General features: G+C 47.3%; 10 protein-coding genes. 5 read left to right on the top strand and 5 right to left on the bottom strand.

The annotated features are described in order from the left end of the window. Positions 1-4: 4 nt before the first annotated feature. The 4 genes from T433_RS0106115 (at position 5) to T433_RS14830 (ending at position 7,055) form a co-directional block, all read left to right on the top strand. The gene (locus tag T433_RS0106115; RefSeq protein WP_155808409.1) at positions 5-1,174 is read left to right on the top strand and encodes an Outer membrane protein SusF domain-containing protein; all 1,170 of its coding nucleotides are present in this window, start codon (positions 5-7) and stop codon (positions 1,172-1,174) included. Positions 1,175-1,405: 231 nt separating this feature from the next. Next, positions 1,406-2,587, top strand: coding sequence for a pullulanase X25 domain-containing protein (locus T433_RS0106120; RefSeq protein ID WP_155808410.1), 1,182 nt, complete (start codon positions 1,406-1,408; stop codon positions 2,585-2,587). Positions 2,588-2,787: 200 nt separating this feature from the next. Next, positions 2,788-4,806: a chitobiase/beta-hexosaminidase C-terminal domain-containing protein gene (locus tag T433_RS0106125; RefSeq protein ID WP_027455243.1), complete on the top strand. Its 2,019-nt coding sequence runs from the start codon at positions 2,788-2,790 to the stop codon at positions 4,804-4,806. Between the two features lie 179 nt (positions 4,807-4,985). Continuing rightward, on the top strand, positions 4,986-7,055 hold the full coding sequence (locus T433_RS14830) for a starch-binding protein (protein ID WP_052357020.1): 2,070 nt from the start codon (positions 4,986-4,988) through the stop codon (positions 7,053-7,055). Between the two features lie 53 nt (positions 7,056-7,108). Here T433_RS14830 and T433_RS0106135 read toward each other — a convergent pair whose 3' ends face one another. Together T433_RS0106135 and T433_RS0106140 are read right to left on the bottom strand one after the other, a co-directional pair. Then, on the bottom strand, positions 7,109-7,897 hold the full coding sequence (locus tag T433_RS0106135) for a glycosyltransferase family 2 protein (RefSeq protein WP_027455244.1): 789 nt from the start codon (positions 7,895-7,897) through the stop codon (positions 7,109-7,111). Beyond that, positions 7,894-9,168 carry a glycosyltransferase family 4 protein gene (locus tag T433_RS0106140; protein WP_027455245.1) on the bottom strand — a complete coding sequence of 425 codons (1,275 nt, stop codon included), beginning with the start codon at positions 9,166-9,168 and terminating at the stop codon, positions 7,894-7,896. The genes T433_RS0106135 and T433_RS0106140 overlap by 4 nt, the downstream gene beginning before the upstream one ends. Before the next feature lie 529 nt (positions 9,169-9,697). Here T433_RS0106140 and T433_RS0106145 point away from each other — a divergent pair. After that, positions 9,698-10,123, top strand: coding sequence for a hypothetical protein (locus T433_RS0106145; protein ID WP_027455246.1), 426 nt, complete (start codon positions 9,698-9,700; stop codon positions 10,121-10,123). 87 nt (positions 10,124-10,210) lie between these two features. Here the strand turns inward: T433_RS0106145 and T433_RS0106150 are convergent, their stop codons facing one another. The 3 genes from T433_RS0106150 to ispF form a co-directional block, all read right to left on the bottom strand. Then, entirely contained in the window at positions 10,211-12,991 is a 2,781-nt protein-coding gene (locus T433_RS0106150; protein ID WP_027455247.1) for an insulinase family protein, read from the bottom strand. A 508-nt stretch (positions 12,992-13,499) separates the two neighbouring features. Next, positions 13,500-18,698: a CotH kinase family protein gene (locus T433_RS0106155; RefSeq protein WP_081778394.1), complete on the bottom strand. Its 5,199-nt coding sequence runs from the start codon at positions 18,696-18,698 to the stop codon at positions 13,500-13,502. Between the two features lie 93 nt (positions 18,699-18,791). Then, complete coding sequence (gene ispF, locus T433_RS0106160) at positions 18,792-19,268, bottom strand: 2-C-methyl-D-erythritol 2,4-cyclodiphosphate synthase (protein ID WP_027451107.1); 477 nt, start codon at positions 19,266-19,268, stop codon at positions 18,792-18,794. Positions 19,269-19,272: the final 4 nt, after the last annotated feature.

Here is a 19,272-nt window from a genome sequence, read left to right on the forward strand (position 1 = left end):
GATTATGAAAAAGATATTATCATTATTGATGCTCGTCATCGCAGGCTGGTCACTGACCGCCTGTGATGAAAGCCACAATGACTATCCGATGCCACCTGTTTACCCGCAGGAGCCCGTAATAACAGTTGACGGTTTCCAGGCCGCAGTTTCTGCCGCAGCCACAACCCCTATTGACTTAGGTGTCATGACGGAAGATGCTGTCAAGATGTTTACCCTTACCACAGGAACTCTACCCAGTGGAATAACTTTTGAGAATTTACGCATCGAAGCAAGACCTGTGGACAAACCTAAGTCACAGCCTCATGATGTTATGGCAACAGAAGACGGAAATGTCACTAAGGAGGAGCTTACTAATCTGGTGTATGCTTTCTATGGCAAAAAAGCTACAGAACGTACATTCACAGCTCAGGTACTGGCAAATGCAGTTCATGACAAAGAAGCGCAATTAATCTACCTGTCCGACCCCTTCACAATCAGGATTACACCTGAGAAGCTTGAAGATCCGTACTACTATCTGTTTGGTAAGGCAACAGGAAATGTGACGGCCGACAATGCTTACAAGTACGTCATGACTCCTATTGAAGGTAACGACATGGCATTCTCGTACACCACAAAGTATACCGCACGTACGGCTGGTGACATATTGGTATGGAATATCAGCTACTGGAAGAACGACTATCCTAAGAAGGACTTCTCTAAAGTCTATGCAACTGAAACCAAAAACGACAAGTCTATAAACGGAAATGTTGTTCAGGGCAACAAGGACAACTTCTTCATTGCTCCAACAGCTGAGTACTACACATTCACCATTGATCTGGAGGCACTTACCTTTAAGTGGGAAAAACTTGAGAACCAGAATCCTACCACTTATACCAGTATTGCCATGTTACTTGCCAGCGACAACAGCGAGATTGAACTCACTGCTGTTGATCCTACCAAGCATAATTGGTACTATCGTCATACATTCGCCAGCGACACTGACCTGAAGTTCCGTGCTAATCATAGCGATGACATGGTTTGGGGCTATGGCGAAAACGACAAGGAATGGAATGCCGGTATTGATTGGGCAAAGATTTGCACAAAGGACAAGAAGAACATTACTGTACCAGCAGGTACCTATGATGTTTACTTCTGTGACATCACTGGTGCAGCCCACTTTGTCCCCGTAGAATAGCAATCATCTGATTATCAATTAAAAGAAGTGAGGTGTGGTTAATGCAACCCACCCACTTCCTTACAACCTTAGAAACGCGAAAACGTTTGCATCTCGCTAATTACATTTTTTTTCAAGAACGTGAACACACATTCCAAAAAATATTTAATTTTGCCACAGAAAGGACATGACGCGTTAAAACAACAGAACATTAATTCTTACTATAATTATTAACTTTAAAACGAAACAATTATGAAGAAAATTTTTACGCTATTAGTAATGCTGGCAGCAGCCCTTGGCATGCAGGCACAAGACACATGGACCATTGCTGGTGATGCAGCTTTGATGGGTGATGGTTGGAATCCTGCTTCAGAGACTAACGTCATGACCACGACTGACAACATCCACTATACTTTGGTCAAGGAGAACGTGATGTTGAAGAAAAACACCTATTACTTCAAAGCTTGTGTCAATGGAGGTTGGCCTAATGCTATCGGTAAAGATGGAGTGAGCGGTGATGACGCTCAGAACGTACCCATTGAAATTGCAGAAAATGGTGCATACAGAATCACATTCTCACTTGATCTTACTGAGGGGAAAGTTGCGTTAAATGCAGCAGCCGAAAAAACCGGTGAATACGATGGGCCAACGGAAAGCACCGTAGTCCTCGCTGGTGCTACCGCAATTTTTGGTGAAAGCTGGAAAGCAGATGCTGAAGCTAATACAATGATTACAAAGGATGGTATTCACTATACTTTGCAAAAAACTGATGTCATTCTGGAAGCATATGTTAATTATGAATTCAAAATTGTAGTTGACGGACAATGGAATGGTAATGCTGGCGAAGGCAAATTTGCTTCAAAAGACGAAGAGGGAAAAGATTATCCCAACATTACGATTGCAGTTGTAGAGAATGGTAAATACACCATTAGCTTTAGCGTAGACCTTGAGAACAGAGAATTTACCGTGGAAACCACAAAGACAGGTGATGTTATCATTGCTGAAAAGACTTGGACAATTGCAGGTAGCAGCGAACCTATCTTCGGTACAACTTGGGATCCTACAAATACAAAAAACGACATGGTTAAGTTGGAAGACGGCTCATTCGAACTGATTAAGCCTAACATCGAACTTGATGCAACAGAATTCCAATTCAAAGTATGTGCAAACCATAGTTGGGACGAGTCATATGGTGATGGTGGTGAAAACATGAATTTCACAGTTGAGCTTGCTGGCACCTATGACGTCATCTTCACATTCATTCCTGACTCTAAGTTCCTCTCAGTTGAATTGACGGAACCAGATCCAGCAGGAATTAGCACTGTAAAGACCATCAAAGCCAACAATGCTATCTACAACATGCAAGGTCAGCGCATCAATAAAGCATTCCGCGGTATCGCTATCCAGAATGGTCGTAAGATGCTGATGAAGTAATATACTAATAATCGTAAATCGATACAACTCGATTTACAACAATACATGAAGAGGCGGACATCCATGATGAGATGTCCGCCTCTTCTATATTACAGGACAACCGATTGCATATACACAATTAAGTTTTTACACTAAAAGAGATATAACCAATCATTAATATTCGTATATTTGCAAGACAATAACTATAAAGCGCGAAAACGATGAAAAAGCTACTACTTTCACTGCTAACGCTTCTTGTATCTTCACCAATGATGGCACAGGGTTGGCCATCAGAATACAAGGGAGTCATGTTGCAAGCCTTTTATTGGGACTCCTATAACAAGGCTTCAAAATGGACAAATCTACAAGCACAGGTTGACGAGTTATCACAGTATTTCCAACTGGTATGGATACCACAGAGCGGTAACTGCAATGGAAAATCCATGGGTTACGACCCATACTATTTGTTTCCAGGTACTGACCACTATACCAGTTCTTTTGGAAGCGAAAAGCAATTACGCTCAATGATTAGCACCTTTAAAGAAAAAAAAATAGAAACAATTGCTGATGTAGTCATCAACCACCGAAAAAGCGGAAGCGGATGGTTTGGGTTTCCCACAGAAACATATAACAACATCACCTACACGATGACCTCGACAGATGTCTGCAGCGACGATGACAACGGCAAGGCACAAACAGAAGCCACACGTCTGAAAGTGGCCCTCGGCGCTGCAGACACAGGCGAAGGTTGGGATGGCATGCGCGACCTTGATCACAAGAGCGAGAATGTTCAAAATATAGTCAAAGCCTATCTCCATGCGTTACTGGAGGATTTAGGCTATGCAGGCTTCCGCTATGACATGGTAAAGGGTTATAGTGGCACATTCACAGGCCTCTATAATAAAGACTCTAGCCCCAAATACTCGGTGGGAGAATACTGGGATGGAAATGCGTCAAATGTAAAATCATGGATTAACAGCACTAAGGTTGATAATGTCATTCAAAGTGCAGCTTTCGATTTTCCATTCAGATATACTGTCCGTGATGCATGCAATAATGGAAACTGGGCAAAACTAGCCAATAGTAGTCTTGCATCAGATGGCAACTACAGACGATATGGTGTCACCTTCATTGAGAACCACGACACGGAATTCCGTTCTGCAAATGCGCCACAAGATCCCATCAAAAAAGACACATTGGCAGGTAACGCACACATGCTGGCAATGCCAGGAACACCTTGTGTATTCTTAAAGCACTGGATTGACTGCAAGGAATTCATCAAGCCAATGATTGAGGCCAGAAGACTAGCAGGCATTAGCAACACCAGTAGTATCACACGACTAAAGAACAGCACCGCTTGTTATGCGTTCTCTACAGACGACCGTCTGATAGCCGTGCTTGGAAACGTATCAAACTATGCACCAACCGACAATGGATGGGTAAAGATTTTGGATGGCTACCATTACGCTTATTACATCCGCAATACAGTTGGAAATACAGCATGGATCAGTCATGCATCAGGCAAGTATCAAGGAGAGCAGAAGGTAATACTTGCTGCAATAACTACTCAGAATGCCCGCATAGTTTATACTACAGACGGTTCAACTCCTACGGCTTCGAGTCCTAGTGTAGCTAGCGGTGAGAAGATTACCATTCCTATTGGCACAACAACCTTGAAGGCTGCCATGCTTGTCAATGGAAACATCACAGGCGACATCATCACACGTGAGTATGAAGTGGAATATGTAGAGCCTTTCTCTATTCCGAGTTTCTGTACCGTAGCTGATGGTGAGGTGTGCGCCTTCTTCGAAGCTCCTATAACATGGACGAATACCATCAAGTGCTGGGCGTGGAACGCCAACAATAGCAACGCCAACTATACGGGGGGCACATGGCCAGGCGTTGAATGCACCAAGTTAGGAACGAACAACGGGAAGGATGTATGGAAGTGGACATTCAAAGCTACCGATTACAAGGGTAGCGGTAATGCCACCCAACCTACTCTTATCATTTTTAGTAGCAATGGTGACCCACAGACAGACAACCTGACATTCAAGAACGGAGGATACTACAATCAAGATGGCTTACGCGACATTGTCACAGGTATCGGTAACGTCGTTAATAAGCAACAAAACAGATTGCAACGATATTATACCATAGACGGTCGCTATGCGGGAAACGACAAATCCACACTGCCGCACGGTATCTTTATCACCAACGGGAAAAAGTTCGTACGATAAAAAACTGCAACCAGCCTGAATGATTTTGCATTCAGGCTGGTTGCTTTCATATTCCTCACTCGCGCAAACGTTTTCATTTTATCCTAGTCTCTTTTTGCACACACGACACATGTACTATCACAAAAAAAACTATTTTTGCTAAATAAAACTATAAGTACAACTAACGATTAAATTTTATCATGAAGAAATTCTACGCATTTATCGTTGCTTTACTATTTGCACAGTTTTCTTTCGCCCAATGGCCCGATAACTATGGTGGTGTGATGCTACAAGGTTTCTATTGGGACTCGTACGAAGATACAAAATGGACTAACTTGACAGCCCAGGCAGACCAAATAGCTCCTTACATAGACTTGATTTGGATTCCAAATTCCGGCAACTGCGGTTCCGGCAACAAGATGGGATACATGCCTATCTATTGGCTCAACCACATCAGCTCCTTTGGTGCAAAAGAGTCATACCTCACCACTATGATTAACACCTATAAGGAAAAAGGTGTAGGTTTCATCAGTGATGTAGTCATTAACCATAAGTCACCCCGAGGAGAAAATGGTTCATGGATTGACTTTGTTAATGAGGAAAGAGCGGGAATAGTGAATTCTGACGTAACCTACAAATTAACATGGAGCGGTGCTGACATTTGTAATAATGATGACGGAGGGTATGTCAAAGAGAGGGGATGGCCAGTGACTGGTGCTGATGATACGGGTACAGATTTCAGTGGCGGTCGAGACTTGGACCACACGTCTGCCAACGTACAAAAGAACTGTAAAACCTATCTGGACTTCCTCCTCAAGGAGTTAGGCTATGTTGGTTTCCGCCTTGACATGGTGAAGGGCTACGCCCCCCAATATACCAAGATGTACAACGAACATGCCAAGCCTCAGTTCTGCGTAGGTGAATATTGGGACGGCATTGACGCCATTAAGTGGTGGATATCAGAAACAGGATGGACCTCGGCAGCATTCGATTTCCCATTAAAATACCAAATCAAAGAAGCCTTTGGCGACGGCAATTGGAATAAGTTGCAAGAAGCAGCCCTATCTAAAGATGATAGTTATAAACGCTATAGCGTATCCTTCATCGACAACCATGACACATTCCGCGATGAGGATGGTAACCGTTTACGTAAAAACGTGATTGCCGCCAATGCATATATTCTGGCATTACCTGGAACGCCATGTATTTTTCTTAAGCACTGGAAGCGCTATCCCATTGCTATTGGCAACATGATTCTTGCTCGTAAAGCTGCCGGTGTAACAAACCAAAGTGGCATAAAACAGCTAGAAGTTGTTGATGGTGGTGTTATTCTGAAAACACAAGGTTCCGTAGGAACAGTTGCAGCCTATTGTGGTTCAGCTGCCAGTTATGGTACTCCCGACGGTTATCAACTGATTAGTAAAGGCGAAAACTATGCTTTCTATGTCAGCAATAATGTTACCGTCAACGGACTTCGTTCTGGAGTGGACTCCAATGGTGAGGATGTCTCAGGTCCTGCCACAGCCTATGTTGCCTGCGACGAGGCTCCCTACCTCTATGCATGGGACAACAACAACCAGCCTATCAACGCCAGTTGGCCCGGCACTCTGATGAGCGAGACAACAACTGTCAAAGGTCGAACTTTCTGGAAGCACACCTTTACAGAAAGTCCTGTTAATATTATCTTTAACAATGGAGCCGCTGTTCAGACGAACGACCTGGTGCTACAGCACGACAAATATTTCACTTTCGACCTCGACAACGATGACAAGAACACAAACTATACAGATATTACTAGCGAATACTACACGCCAGAGCCTGTTGTTCTGCCAAGTTGTGCAAAGGTAATCAACAATAAAACGTACGTTTACTTCCGCGGTAATATGGACTATGACGAGCCATACGTTTGGGCTTGGTCGGAAGACAAGAATTTCTGCACGAATACTGATTGGCCTGGAGACCGTATGACCAGAGTAGGACGAGACGACCAGAAACGTGACGTATGGTGCTGGGAAGTGAAGTTAGGAGAAAAGATGCCGACTAAGATTCTATTTAGCAATCACGGCTACCCACAAACTTCAGACTTTGCATTTGAGAATGGTGGTTACTACACCGTCTTTGGCATTCAAGGTGTATTAAATGATATTCAACAAGTCAAAGCCACAAATGTTTCAAAGCATGGAGCGATCTACAACCTCGCAGGTCAGCGCATCAATGCTAACTTCCGCGGCATAGCTATTCAGAATGGCAAGAAGGTTATCTTGAAATAAAGTAGTATAGAACAATTGTAAAACAAGAAAAAGTAGTGATTCCTATCGAATCACTACTTTTTTATGATGGCCCTCACAACAAACCAGCAATGCATCAGGAATGTGCTGACGTGTCCGTAATGTTGCGCCATGACGCGATATCGTTCCTTCAATGATTCACGATGATGCTGTGTTGTGGCTCCTTCCTCTGTATAATTAGCTACTACCATATTTATATTATATAGAGGAAGTCCCATTCGGTCTGCCTCGCGCATCACGCGGATGCACCAGTCCACGTCGGCCGAGAAGCGATAGTGCGTATCATACTGCATGTTCTTGGCAATGTCCGTGCGCACATAAAAAGCCTGATGACACACCAGCATGCCCTTTCTGAACGAGCGCCATGTGAGGTGGGCAGGTGGTTGCAGACGTCGCGGATACAGATAGTGGCCCTCGCCATCCACGATGTCCGTGTTGCCATAGAGCACAGCGGGCAGTTCGGCCGTGGCACACTCGCTCAGTCGGCAGCGACGCACAATCTGCTCGATGGTGTCGGCCTGCGGGAAGAAGTCGCCCGCATTCATAAACACGATATAGTCGCCCGAGGCTTGCGTCAGTCCCTTGTTCATGGCATCGTAGATGCCGTGGTCGGGCTCCGACTGGATGATCACCTTATGGTGATTGCCCGAGGCATCGCTCACTTCCTTGTAGCGCTGCGCCATGCCGACGGTGCCATCCTTGGATTTGCCATCTACAATAAGATGCTCCACTCCCTCGTAGGTCTGGTGCAGCACACTTTGCAGCGTTCGCTCCAGCACCTGCTCGGCATTATAGGTGATGGTGACAACTGTGAAACGTATCATATCATTAAGTGTTTCTGAGCCAGCACTTGCTGATAAACCTCAATATAGCGCACCATCACCTGCTGCGTGGCATAGTGATGACGCACCTTCTTCACAGCCTCAGCACTCAGCGCTGCACGATCGGCTTTGTTCAGTATCCAGTCTATGCCCTTGGCCAGGTCTTCCACCGACCGATAGTCGGCCACGTAGCCATTCTTCAGGTGGTCTATCTCCTCGGGGATACCGCCTACGCGGAAGCCCAGACAGGGCACGCCGCAGGCCATGGCCTCCATGATGGTGTTGGGCAGGTTCTCGCTGAGCGATGGCAGCACAAACATGCTGGCTGCCCTGTAAAGGCGCACTATGCGCTGGCGATCGCTGACATAGCCCATGGGATAGGCAGCGAAAGGCAACTGCTGCGCCACCTCGTCGGCATGGCCGCCCAGGATGACAACGCCCGTATTCTCTTTCATCTCGGGATGCTCGTCGGCCAGTTTCCGGCAGGCGTCTATCAAGTACTGCATGCCCTTGTTGGGGTTGGTGGCACGCTGACAGACAAACAAGATGAGGCGCTGGTCGGTGGGCAAACCCTCAGCCTGGCAAGCCTCCTCGCGCGAACCTGGACAAAACAGGTTTACATCGATGGGGTTCGGGATGCTGGTGATGCTTTGTCCCTGCAGCAGGTCACTGCTCTTAGCCTCCTGCTCCAGCCACTTGCTGCAGGCCACAAACGTGATGCTGCCCTGTTCCAGCATGGCTTCCTTGCGTTTCCACACCCGTGCCGAAAGGTCATGTTCGCCTCCGCCGCCAGGCAGATACTTGCAGTTCTTACAGCCCGTGCGGAAGTTGTTGCATCCCAGCGTCAGGTGGCAGATGGCCGTTGCGGGCCACATGTCGTGCATGGTCCACACCACTGGTTTACCGCTGCGCAGGATCTTGCCGATGGTCTTCAGCGACAGGAAACCCTGATTAATCCAGTGCAGGTGAATGATGTCGGCCTCGGCAAACTCAGGCAGTCGAGTGATATCGGTGCCGGCATTGGCCAAGTCTATCTCGAAAAGATGGTCGCGCTGGAAGTGCAACTTACAGAACACCACAAAGCGTTCCCAAAGGAAATACCATCGTTTCTGCAGTTTTCCTTCCAGTCCCACCACGCTGATGTCCTGCGTCTGTTTGTCGCGCACCAGCATCTTGGCTTTTACACCATAATTATTTAGAGAAGCCATCAAACGGTTGGCTGCAACGGCTGCCCCACCCGTCTGTTCGCTCGTGTTCACAATCAATACTTTCATAAGCAAAGACAAAGGTAATTACTTTTTTGCAACATCCATTCAAAAACAGTGTATTTTTCGCTGTTATCGCACACAATTGGTTGATTTACGTCAAGAACACTGCATTTTTTTCGAAAAATGATGCAATACTTGCTTGATGATTCCCAAAAAGTGCGTACCTTTGCATCATCAAAAGGTTAATAGATTGTTTTAGGTTAGTAGTAATATTTATAGTTTTAGGTTTTTAGTTATTGGTAAAAAAGAAAGTTTTCAACTGTAGGATAACAGGAGGTCGCTGTGAAGCTCCCTTTTAAACTTTCAAATTTTTAGTCCTTTGTGGATTGAAAATTTCTTTTAGAGAAAAAGGATTTTTAGTTAAACATAGGCTTGTTCCGCTGTTGCTCGAGAGAGTTGCAGCGGACTTTTTTTATATATATTCCAAGAACTTTTGGCTATATCGCAGAAAAGCAATAACTTTTGCAGTGCAAACTAATCGACTAATATTAAATCTAAAACCATTCTAACAATTACATTCCTTCTTTGCGCCACCATGACTATGGCCCAACAGTTGGCTTTTCCTGGTGCCGAAGGTTTTGCTGCCTTCCTCACCGACATGCCCCTTTCCGTGCGTCCCTACTATGCCAAGACGGACAACGACAAGCTGGCCTTCTTCATCGATGTCAGCAGCACTTCCAACAAGTGTCTGAACGTGGGAACAGCCGATGCCAATGGCACAGGTGGTCCGCTGGAATTCTTTAATGGTCATGCCGACCGCACCCGTCTGCGCTGGGTAATAGAGCCCACTGCTTTCGACCCCACGGCAGGCATTCTCCCTATGCAACATCCCGTAGTCAAGTCACGGTTCTACAACCTGCAAGGCACAGTCCTACAGAGCCGTCCATCTCACGGCATCTACATAGAAAGCTGCACAGGAAGCGATGGCACCCCCATCTTCCGCAAGTGTTTTCGCAAGTAAAAAAGAATAGCGCCCCCAAACGACCCGTTTGGAGGCGCTATTCAAGTCGTTTGGCGGCCCCAAACCATCCGTTTGGAGCCGCCAAACTTATTCCGTTGTAATGTACCCTATATGACAACTGCCTTTCTTGAGCATTTTTCTCAGATATGCTTTAAGTGAAGCTGGTGTAACCTGCCTTACACAAGTCAAATCAAAAGGATCGTCAAGCTCATCGCCAAACTCACGATTCAGATAAGTATTACATGGATCCTGCTTATTTGCTTTTAAGAATTCCATCACCTGCTTATTAGAAGTTTCTATCTCCTTCACCGAGCTGTCTATGAGTTCTTGCGTTATCAAACCGCCTTCTACCATATCATTGACCATATCTCTCACGTCTTGAGCAATGCGCTCACGCTGACTGGGGTCACATGTATAAATAATAGGACAGTACAGACGAGGAATGGGTTGTACTATGGTATTCACACTACAAAAAGGTGAATACACATCACTATGCTGCTTACGTAGCACATTGAAAAGAAGTTTTCCAAGAACTCTCTGCAGCACATTATTATGAGCATTTGTCTGTGGCGTATATTTGTATCCTTTCTCCCAAACATACATTATATAGGTCTCGCAATAAGGCTTATCCATTTCCACTTTTTCTACCAGCGTAGAATTACTAGTTTTATAGTGGTCTGAAGGCCATACCATTCGCTTCACGGGCTTTTTCTCCGATGGAAGAGTTGCAATATATTTCATAATAGATGGCATGATGCTGTCTATTTCGTAGTTTCCATGAACCAACAGCACAGAGCCATTATAATTAGATTTATACTTTTTCACTATCTGGCAGAAATGGTCTAAAGAGAATGCAGAGAGTTGATCAGCTGTCAGTGCATTGATTCTGTCAAGCGATGCACTTGGCAGATTTTTAATTTTATTTCTTGCCGTTATTAATGGGTTGTCACTTGTTGCGGTTTTTTCCTGAAGTTGTTTCAGGCTTTTGTAAAACTTAACAGAGTCCACATCAGTACAGGTCAGGTTTAAGTAAAATCCCTTTAGACTATTCTCTACAGCACTTTGCTCGAAAATCTCCACCTCGATCTTATCTGAATAATCATCGAAAGAAAGAATCGGGCCGTTTTTATATTTTACGACACATTTGTCCAGCAAACTGCGATAGCCATACTCCTCGTTATTTAACACAGAGAGACCTGACGGACGATAAAAGACGAACTTCGTTAAGACACTGCCCTTATCCTTCCATAGCACAACCTTGACACCATTCGGCAAAAAAGCTTCGCTGATACTATCATTCAGCACTTTAAACTTTTTCAACGATGGAGGAACGAGGACTACATCCGTGCTATCAATATCTCTATCATCTTGTTCACTCTCCATTAGCTTTTCAACGCTCAAAAGTTCGTCGTCGCACATTTGCTTTACGCGCTTGACCACCGCCAAAGCCTCTTCCTCCGTAGGCACATTCGCCTTTTCGGGAAACATCATCGTGATGAGCAGGTTTCGGTCGTCGGTCAGCTTGAGGAATTCTTGGTGCATCTGCTCTTGTGTCATCGTGGATACAATGTAACTATGCGCCACTTCACTTGCCATTGGCTGCTTAATCGTCTTTCCTTTTAGGAAGTCGTTTGTACAAGCTTTCATCAAATCTACGCTTGTGCGTTGTTTCGGTGTGCGTTCCACAAAGGTTGTGTCAACCAGTATGAGGGCTGTCGTGTCAGCATTGAATTCAGGCATACTGACAGTATAAGTCTCCTTCCATTCTTGATGAGTGAATCCCTTGCGGCGAATCAATTCCACTTGCTTCATGAGTGTTTCCAACGTTGACTGCCACTGGTCAGGAGCACTCGAGAGTTTGAAAGAGAGAAACTCCTCTCCCCCGCCAACCAGTTCGAACTTAAGAGAGTTGTCAAAAGCAAGACCTGGCGAACCGGTAAGTTCTTGTTGCAAGTCCATCATTTTGGATCGCATTATTTTCGTAATCTTATCACGCATGAAGTCTGTGCGCAGACCGCCTATTGAATGACGTGATTCGGCTTTCTGATCAGGAACCTTCATCAGAAACGTCACATCAAAAGCGTTTTGCACTTTACTCTGATAGCAACGTAAGCGCAAGCCATCAGCATCGGGAATCTTGGGAGCTGGTGCAACGACGTGCTTGCCACGCACCCTGTCACCAAAGCGCGCCTTCAGTTTCTCCACCATCACGTCTGGGTTGACATCGCCCACAATGATGACGGTTTGGTTCTGTGGTTCGTACCAACGGTGATAGAAGTCACGCAGCAGTTGTGGCGAACAGTTCTTGATAATGTCCATATCGCCAATGGGACTACGTTTCGTATAGGCAGAGTGGTTCAGCATTTCATTTAAAGCCTGCTCTTCAGAAGGCGCTTCTTTGCGCATTCTCCACTCCTCGACAATGACGTTACGCTCGCTCTCAGCATCTTCATCTGCCATCACGATATCACTAGACCAATCGCGCAACAACAGCAGACATGAATCCACCAACAGAGCGTTGTCCGAAGGAATATAGTGAAGCAAATAGCGCACCGTGTTGTATTCCGTAAAGGCATTACTGTGATGTCCGAACACAATGCCATTGTGTCGCATAAAATCAATAACACGATTGTTGGGGAAATGTTTCGTTCCCTTAAATGCCATGTGCTCTACGAAGTGCGCAATACCAAGCTCGTTGTCCTGCTCCACCATCGAACCGCCCCTGACAAGCAATTCGAAATAGACACGTTTTTCAGGATTATCACACCGACACACATAATAGGTCATACCATTTGCCAACACGCCCTTGCGCACAGTGGAGTCTGCTGGTATCATCTGCTGGTCAATCTTGTCCTGATGTGCAAACAACGTACACTCTTCTTGGGAAAATGCAACAATACTTACTAAAGTGAAAACAATACTTAAAAAAGATTTCATGATAGTTATTGGGTTTATATAAGATGATTTTAGTTTTTCTGTCTTTTGGGACGCAAAGGTAACATTATTCCCTAAACAGACAAACGATTTAATACAATTTAATATATAAAGGCATCTCGTCATTTGACTTAAAGCAGCAGTTTTATAGTTTAAAAGCAGCAGTTCTACAATCTAGAAATGGCTGTTTTAAAGTCTAAAACCAAAACAACTGTTTTACGTTTAGCCCCTAGAAAGGTCATTTCTAGCCCCTGGAAGCATCATTTCTAGGGGCTAGAATGACCTCGTCCAGGGGCTAGAATCGACTCGTCTAGGGGCTAGATGGGAACCAAAACCTAAACTATTGCAATGCGAAAGTGCCACAATAGCGGTGCCAAAGCAAAAGAATAGCGGCACCATTCCGTGCGAATAGTGCCGCCATATCTTATCAATGAGATTACTCTTACTTCATGAACTTACAGCTGACGCGTGCGTTCTGACTGTTGGTAGCACGTGCCACATAGAAGCCGGAAGGCAGATGAGAGACATTGATGCGAGCGGTACCACCAACGACGTTGACGGCTGTGCGCTCTATCAGTCGGCCATCGGTGGTGAAGATATCCACAACGGCGTTGTCAGCCTCATCGCTCTTCACAAACAAGGTCTGTGCTCCATAGCGGATGCGGAAGCCATTGGCCGAAGCAACCAAAGCTGGCTGAACGCCCGAGATGATGTCGTGCTGCGGCTCTTTTACCAGATAACTGGTGAGCATATTGGCCTTCTCGATGGTGGGCACATTCATCTGGTAGATAGCCGAAGTTCCATCGGGATAGCGACCCACCGTGGTGTTGCCGTCGTGAGCACTATAGACGAACTTGTCGGTCCAGGTGCGGCCACGGTCTGAGAGTATCAGATAACCACCCTCGCCACTGATCTTGAACGAAGCATGAAGGGCCTGGTCGGTGGTGGCGAGCTTGTCGCACCAGATGAGCAGATGACCGTGGGCAGGAATGATGGTGTTGACCTTGGTACCGCTCTTCGAAATCTGATACTTCATGGGCTGGTCGATATCGTCGGTGAGGAACATTCCCTCCACATCGATGTCGGCATCGGTGGTGTTGTAGAGTTCCACCCAGTCGTTCTTCTTGGCATATTCGTTGATATAGATGCTGTTGGAACCACTCACCTCGTTGATGCAAACAGGATTAACGCGATAGCCCATTCGTTCGATGGTGTTCATCGGACGGAAACTTGCCACCAGTTCTACCTCGCCCTCGGGCAGGGTGATCTCCTCCTTCGTAGAATAGTAAACAGGGGAGCTGTTGTTTTCGCTCAGCATACCGAGCGAGGCATCCCAAAGGATATCTGACGAGTTGGCCTGATTGTTGTGCAGTTCCACGGCAATGACGTTGGAGCCACGCTGGAACAGAGAGGCGTCGAGCGTGAAGAACACACGGTCGGGATTGTCGTTAGCATAGGTTGTGGCAAACGTGTTGTAGTTCACATTGCCAGAAGGCATGTTATAACGACCAGCCTCATGACCGTTGACATAGACCACTGCGCCATCATCGATGGTACAGTAGAGACGGAACTCGGCATCGGCAGCAGGTGCTGCGGTCAGCATCACATTCTTGCGGAAGTAGTATGTGGGGCGCTTATCGTTTGTATTGTCGCCGTAGTCCAGACGGGTAGATGTAGAGACATTGGGATTGTCGTAGCCCAGAGGTGCACGGCCCGTATTCCATCCTGTGGTCTGATAGGTGGGCGAGGTCCAGTCGGCATTGTCTAACGAGCCTTGGTCATAGTAAGACCAGGTGGTGCCGTTGTCAAAGAGCATCGTCTCGCTCTTCTGCGACGGCTGTTTCCAGCCTTGGAATATATAGCCGGCTGGAGCCACGGCACGAAGTGTGGCTGGTGCAAAGAGGTAACCCGAGAAGCGGTTGGTGGGTACCTGTAGGCCATCTATCAGCAACTGGGCATTGGCAATATCGGTACTGAGCGTTACATACTGACGATTGTCATAGTCTAACTGCATGGGCTGATAATTGCACAAGTCGCGGATAGACGTCAGCAGACGATTGCTGAGATTGTTCTTCAGCTGATTGGCGGTATTGTTGGCGGAACGTCCCTCCAGTGCCAATGCCGGGTTGGTGATATCGATGATGCTATTGATGATGGCTTTAGAGCGCTGAGCCTCGAACACGCTGCCGCCCATCATGCAATAGACATCGGTGAAACGGCGGCGGAAGTCGCTGTTGGCAAGCATATTTCGGAAAAGCGTGACAAAGCGTATCTGATCAGAGATACGTCCCAACTCAACAGGATAGAGCTGGTCGAAGGTGTAGTACTCCTTACCCATGAAGCCATTGAAGGGATCGTTAGAGCTGAACACGCCATCGAGGTCGAAGGCTACGAAGCGGAACTTTCCATTGTCCTGATGGCGGAAACCCTTGACATTGTTCTGAGGCCAGTCCCAGTTGGCCAGATAGAGCTGCAGCGCCATATAGTTGGCATAGGCATCGATGTCGAGCTGGTTGCAAATCTCAGCATAGGTCTCGGGATTGGCTGCCGACTCAGAGAGGCTGACCAAATCGAGGAAGGCGTCTTTCGTACCACACTTCTGAACATAGCCTGAGTCGGGCGACATTTCAAACTGGTCAATCTCGTCGTCGTCCCATCCATAGTTAGCATACACAAAATGCTTATTGTTGGGCTCACGCACATTCAGCATGCCCATATACTGACCGTTCACGAACTCGTGCACGGGCTGATACTCCTGATAATCTAGGTTTAGATGGGCTGAGCTGGCTATCATCTGAAGTGCCGGGTCGCGCAGTCGGCAGACGTTATCGTTACCGCCATTACGGATTTGCAGGGTGCGGTTGCGGTTGTAGGGCTTTGCCGAGAAGAAGGGATAGAGCAGGTTCTTATTGCCTCCCATCTCCTTATTACCTTTCAGTTTGAAAGCCTTAGGATCCCAGGCACGGCTCCATCCGCCACACATCTCAAGATCGACATCCTGGTTGAATACCATGTCGCCCTGTGCCGAGAGATACGAGAAGTTGACAGGTCGCTCCCAGTCCATGTTCCAGTTGCACTTTTCAGACTGGCCGTTGCCGGGACGTCCGTTGGGACCCTTGGCAAAGACGCCCATCTCGTTGCTGTAGATAAAGCGGTCGTCGGCAACAACAGAGACTACGGGCAACATGAAGTCGCGGATGCGATAGATATAAGAACGTGTGGTCACGGGCGAAGCAAGCTTGTCGTTGGCAAACAGGCGCAGACGCAGGTTGGTGGTCTCTGAGATGCGGAAGGTGCCATTGGTAGAAGTGCTGCCATTGTCTAACGTGGGCAGCGAACCATCGGTGGTATAGCGCAAGGTGGTGCCAGCAGGGATGGTGACCGTGGCGGTGAAAGGACCATCGAAGAGGCGTGAGTCCTGATCAACGGCAGGCGCAGCCAACTGTTCGGTGGCAAAGCGGCTCGTGGTATTAGAGGCTTCAAGCGTAGGCATGGAGGTCTGTCCCCAGGTGCTGCCGCCATCGGTGGTGCGGGCATAGCTGACACGCTCCAGGGCTTGTGGGTAGGTCTGACTGGCAATCAGTTTGCCAGTGGCATCGCTGAGGTAGATGGTGCCACCATCCACATCGAGTTTGAATGGAGCGTTCTGCGGTGCAATGTTATTGCTATCGAACCAGACTACCTTATAGCCGCGAGCGGGGATGGTGCCCACGGTGGCAGGCATGCGCCACTTCTTGAGATTGTTGGCATCATCACTGAAGTAGAGGCCGGTCAGGTCGAGTGTCTTGCCAGAGGTGTTATAGAGCTCTACCCATCCGTCGAAGTTGAAGGCGGGGCTCACGAACTGATCGACATTGGCTGCCATCACCTCGTTGATGACCACCGAGCCTGTCACGTCGCCGCTGTTTTTCACCGTGATGGTCACACTGCGAGAGACGCCTGAGCCATCGGTGGCCTGAGCCGTGATGACAGCTGTGCCGGGGGCAACAGCCCTGACAACACCTTGCTGACTGACCACAGCCACTTGCTCGTTGTTGGACGACCATTTGAGTTGTCTGATCATGGCATTGGCAGGCAGCACGGTGGCCGAAATCTGGGCGGTCTCGTTGACCACCAGTTCTGTATTAGGTGTAGAAAGTTGGATATTGTTCACCTTCACCATGTCGCCACAGAACTCCAAGCGGAAATGGCTGAAGATACACCAGTTGCCTGAGCGATAGACCTGGTCGTCGAGTGTCACACCGATGTTTACGTCGTTAGAAGCATCGTTCAAGGTAAATTCAAGCGATGTCTTATAGTTGTCTTCGTCATAAACCACCGAGGTGGTCTCCATGGTGTTAGGGAAGGCATAGTTCTGATACGCCATGTCGTCTGTCCATATATAATAATGTTGCCAGCCATTGTTATCATTAGTCTGATAGCGCAGGTCGTAATAAGAAGGCATCAGCACACGTTCGTTGCCCGCAAAAAGACAGGCGAAGCGGTCCTGCTGACTGTTGGTATAGGCCGTATAGGTGGGATTGAGGTCGTAGCCACGATGGAAGCCCAGCACACTGAGGCGATAAGTACCCTTGGGCAGACCAGATATCTGTTGCTGAGCAGTGAACATATAGGCATTCCAGAACTCCATCGACCCAGCACGCACGGTGTTCGTACCGTTGTTGCGCGACACGTCCCAGCCTTCGAACGGTTCGCTGGAGGTGAAATCGGGGTTGGTGAGATAGGAAGAGGTGATGTCCACCCACTGACGACCGTCGGGTGTTACCGTTGCTTTGTTCACCTTGAAGGTCAGCGTGCGAGCCAGGTCGGAACCGTCGATGGTCCTGACCGTGACATGGGCAGTACCTTCGCCACGGGCAATCAAATGGCCACCGGGGCCTACAGTGACGATGAAAGGATTGTCAACGCCCCATGTCAGTTCGGGATTGGTGGCGTTGGTAGGCAGCGCACGGGCGGAAATGTCGATGGTCTCGCCTACCTGAAGTGTGGTCTTCGGTACACTCACCTCAATCTGGCTGACCATCACCTGATTGAACTCGCCCTGGTACTCAAGTTTGAAATTGTCAAACATGCACCAGTTGTCACTATAGTCGCGGATAAAATTGCGCAGTCCTAGCTGCGTCTGGCCGTTGGCATCGAACTCCAACTGATTGACATAGCCTCCATTGTTGAAAGCCTCATTGGCAGACTCCATGCCGTTTGGAAAGTAGGTAAAACCATCATCGGGCGACCAACAGTTGTTTCTGTAAGAATCAAAGGAATAGTCGAAAACGCTTTTCAGGGTCGTGGCATTATTACCGGCATACAACTCGGCCGTAATAGCTTCATTGCTATTCTGGCGCGCGTCCCACGTCGTCTGATTAGACGACATACGGAAATAAGCCTGCACTGACAGGCGATAATGACCTTGGGGGAGGGTTGGGGTCTGGTTGAGATCGAAGGTGCCATTGAAGAACTCGGCACTCTCCAGTCTGACGTTGAAGGACTGAGCGTTGTGACTGACGACCCATCCCTCACTAGAATTGTTATCGAACGACGGACTCTTCAAGAAAATGCTAGTTACATCAGTCCACTTTTGAGCCTGTATGGTAACAGCAAGGCATAAGAAAAGACCCAATATCGAAATACTTTTCCTTTTCATGATTTTTTGATTGCAGTAATAAGTTAGTTTATTTACTGCGCAAAGTTAGGAAAAATAATTCGAAATTGGGTGTTATTCTACAACTTTTTTTATTTACACACGTTCAATCAGGGCAACGGCATAAGCGGAGATGCCTTCCTGACGTCCCGTAAAACCAAGTTTCTCGGTGGTCGTGGCCTTAATGGAAATCATATCAGGATCGCAGCCAATGACCTGGGCCATGCACTGCTGCATGGCAGGGATATGTGGATTCATCTTGGGTTTCTCGGCACAGATGGTGGCATCGATATTGCCCAGGCGGTAGCCTTTGGAAGCAATCAGTTCGATGGTCTTCTTCAGGATGATCTTACTGTCCATACCTTCGGTCTCGGCCGATGTGTCGGGGAAGTGATAGCCAATGTCGCGCATATTGGCGGCACCAAGGATGGCATCGCAAATGGCATGAATGAGGACATCGGCATCACTGTGGCCCAACAAGCCCATCTCATAATCCAACTTGATGCCTCCCATCCACAGGTCGCGACCGGCAACCAGTCGGTGGACATCATATCCCATTCCAACTCTTATCATAGCA

This window comes from Xylanibacter brevis ATCC 19188, assembly GCF_000621725.1.
Taxonomy (GTDB): Bacteria; Bacteroidota; Bacteroidia; order Bacteroidales; family Bacteroidaceae; genus Prevotella; species Prevotella brevis.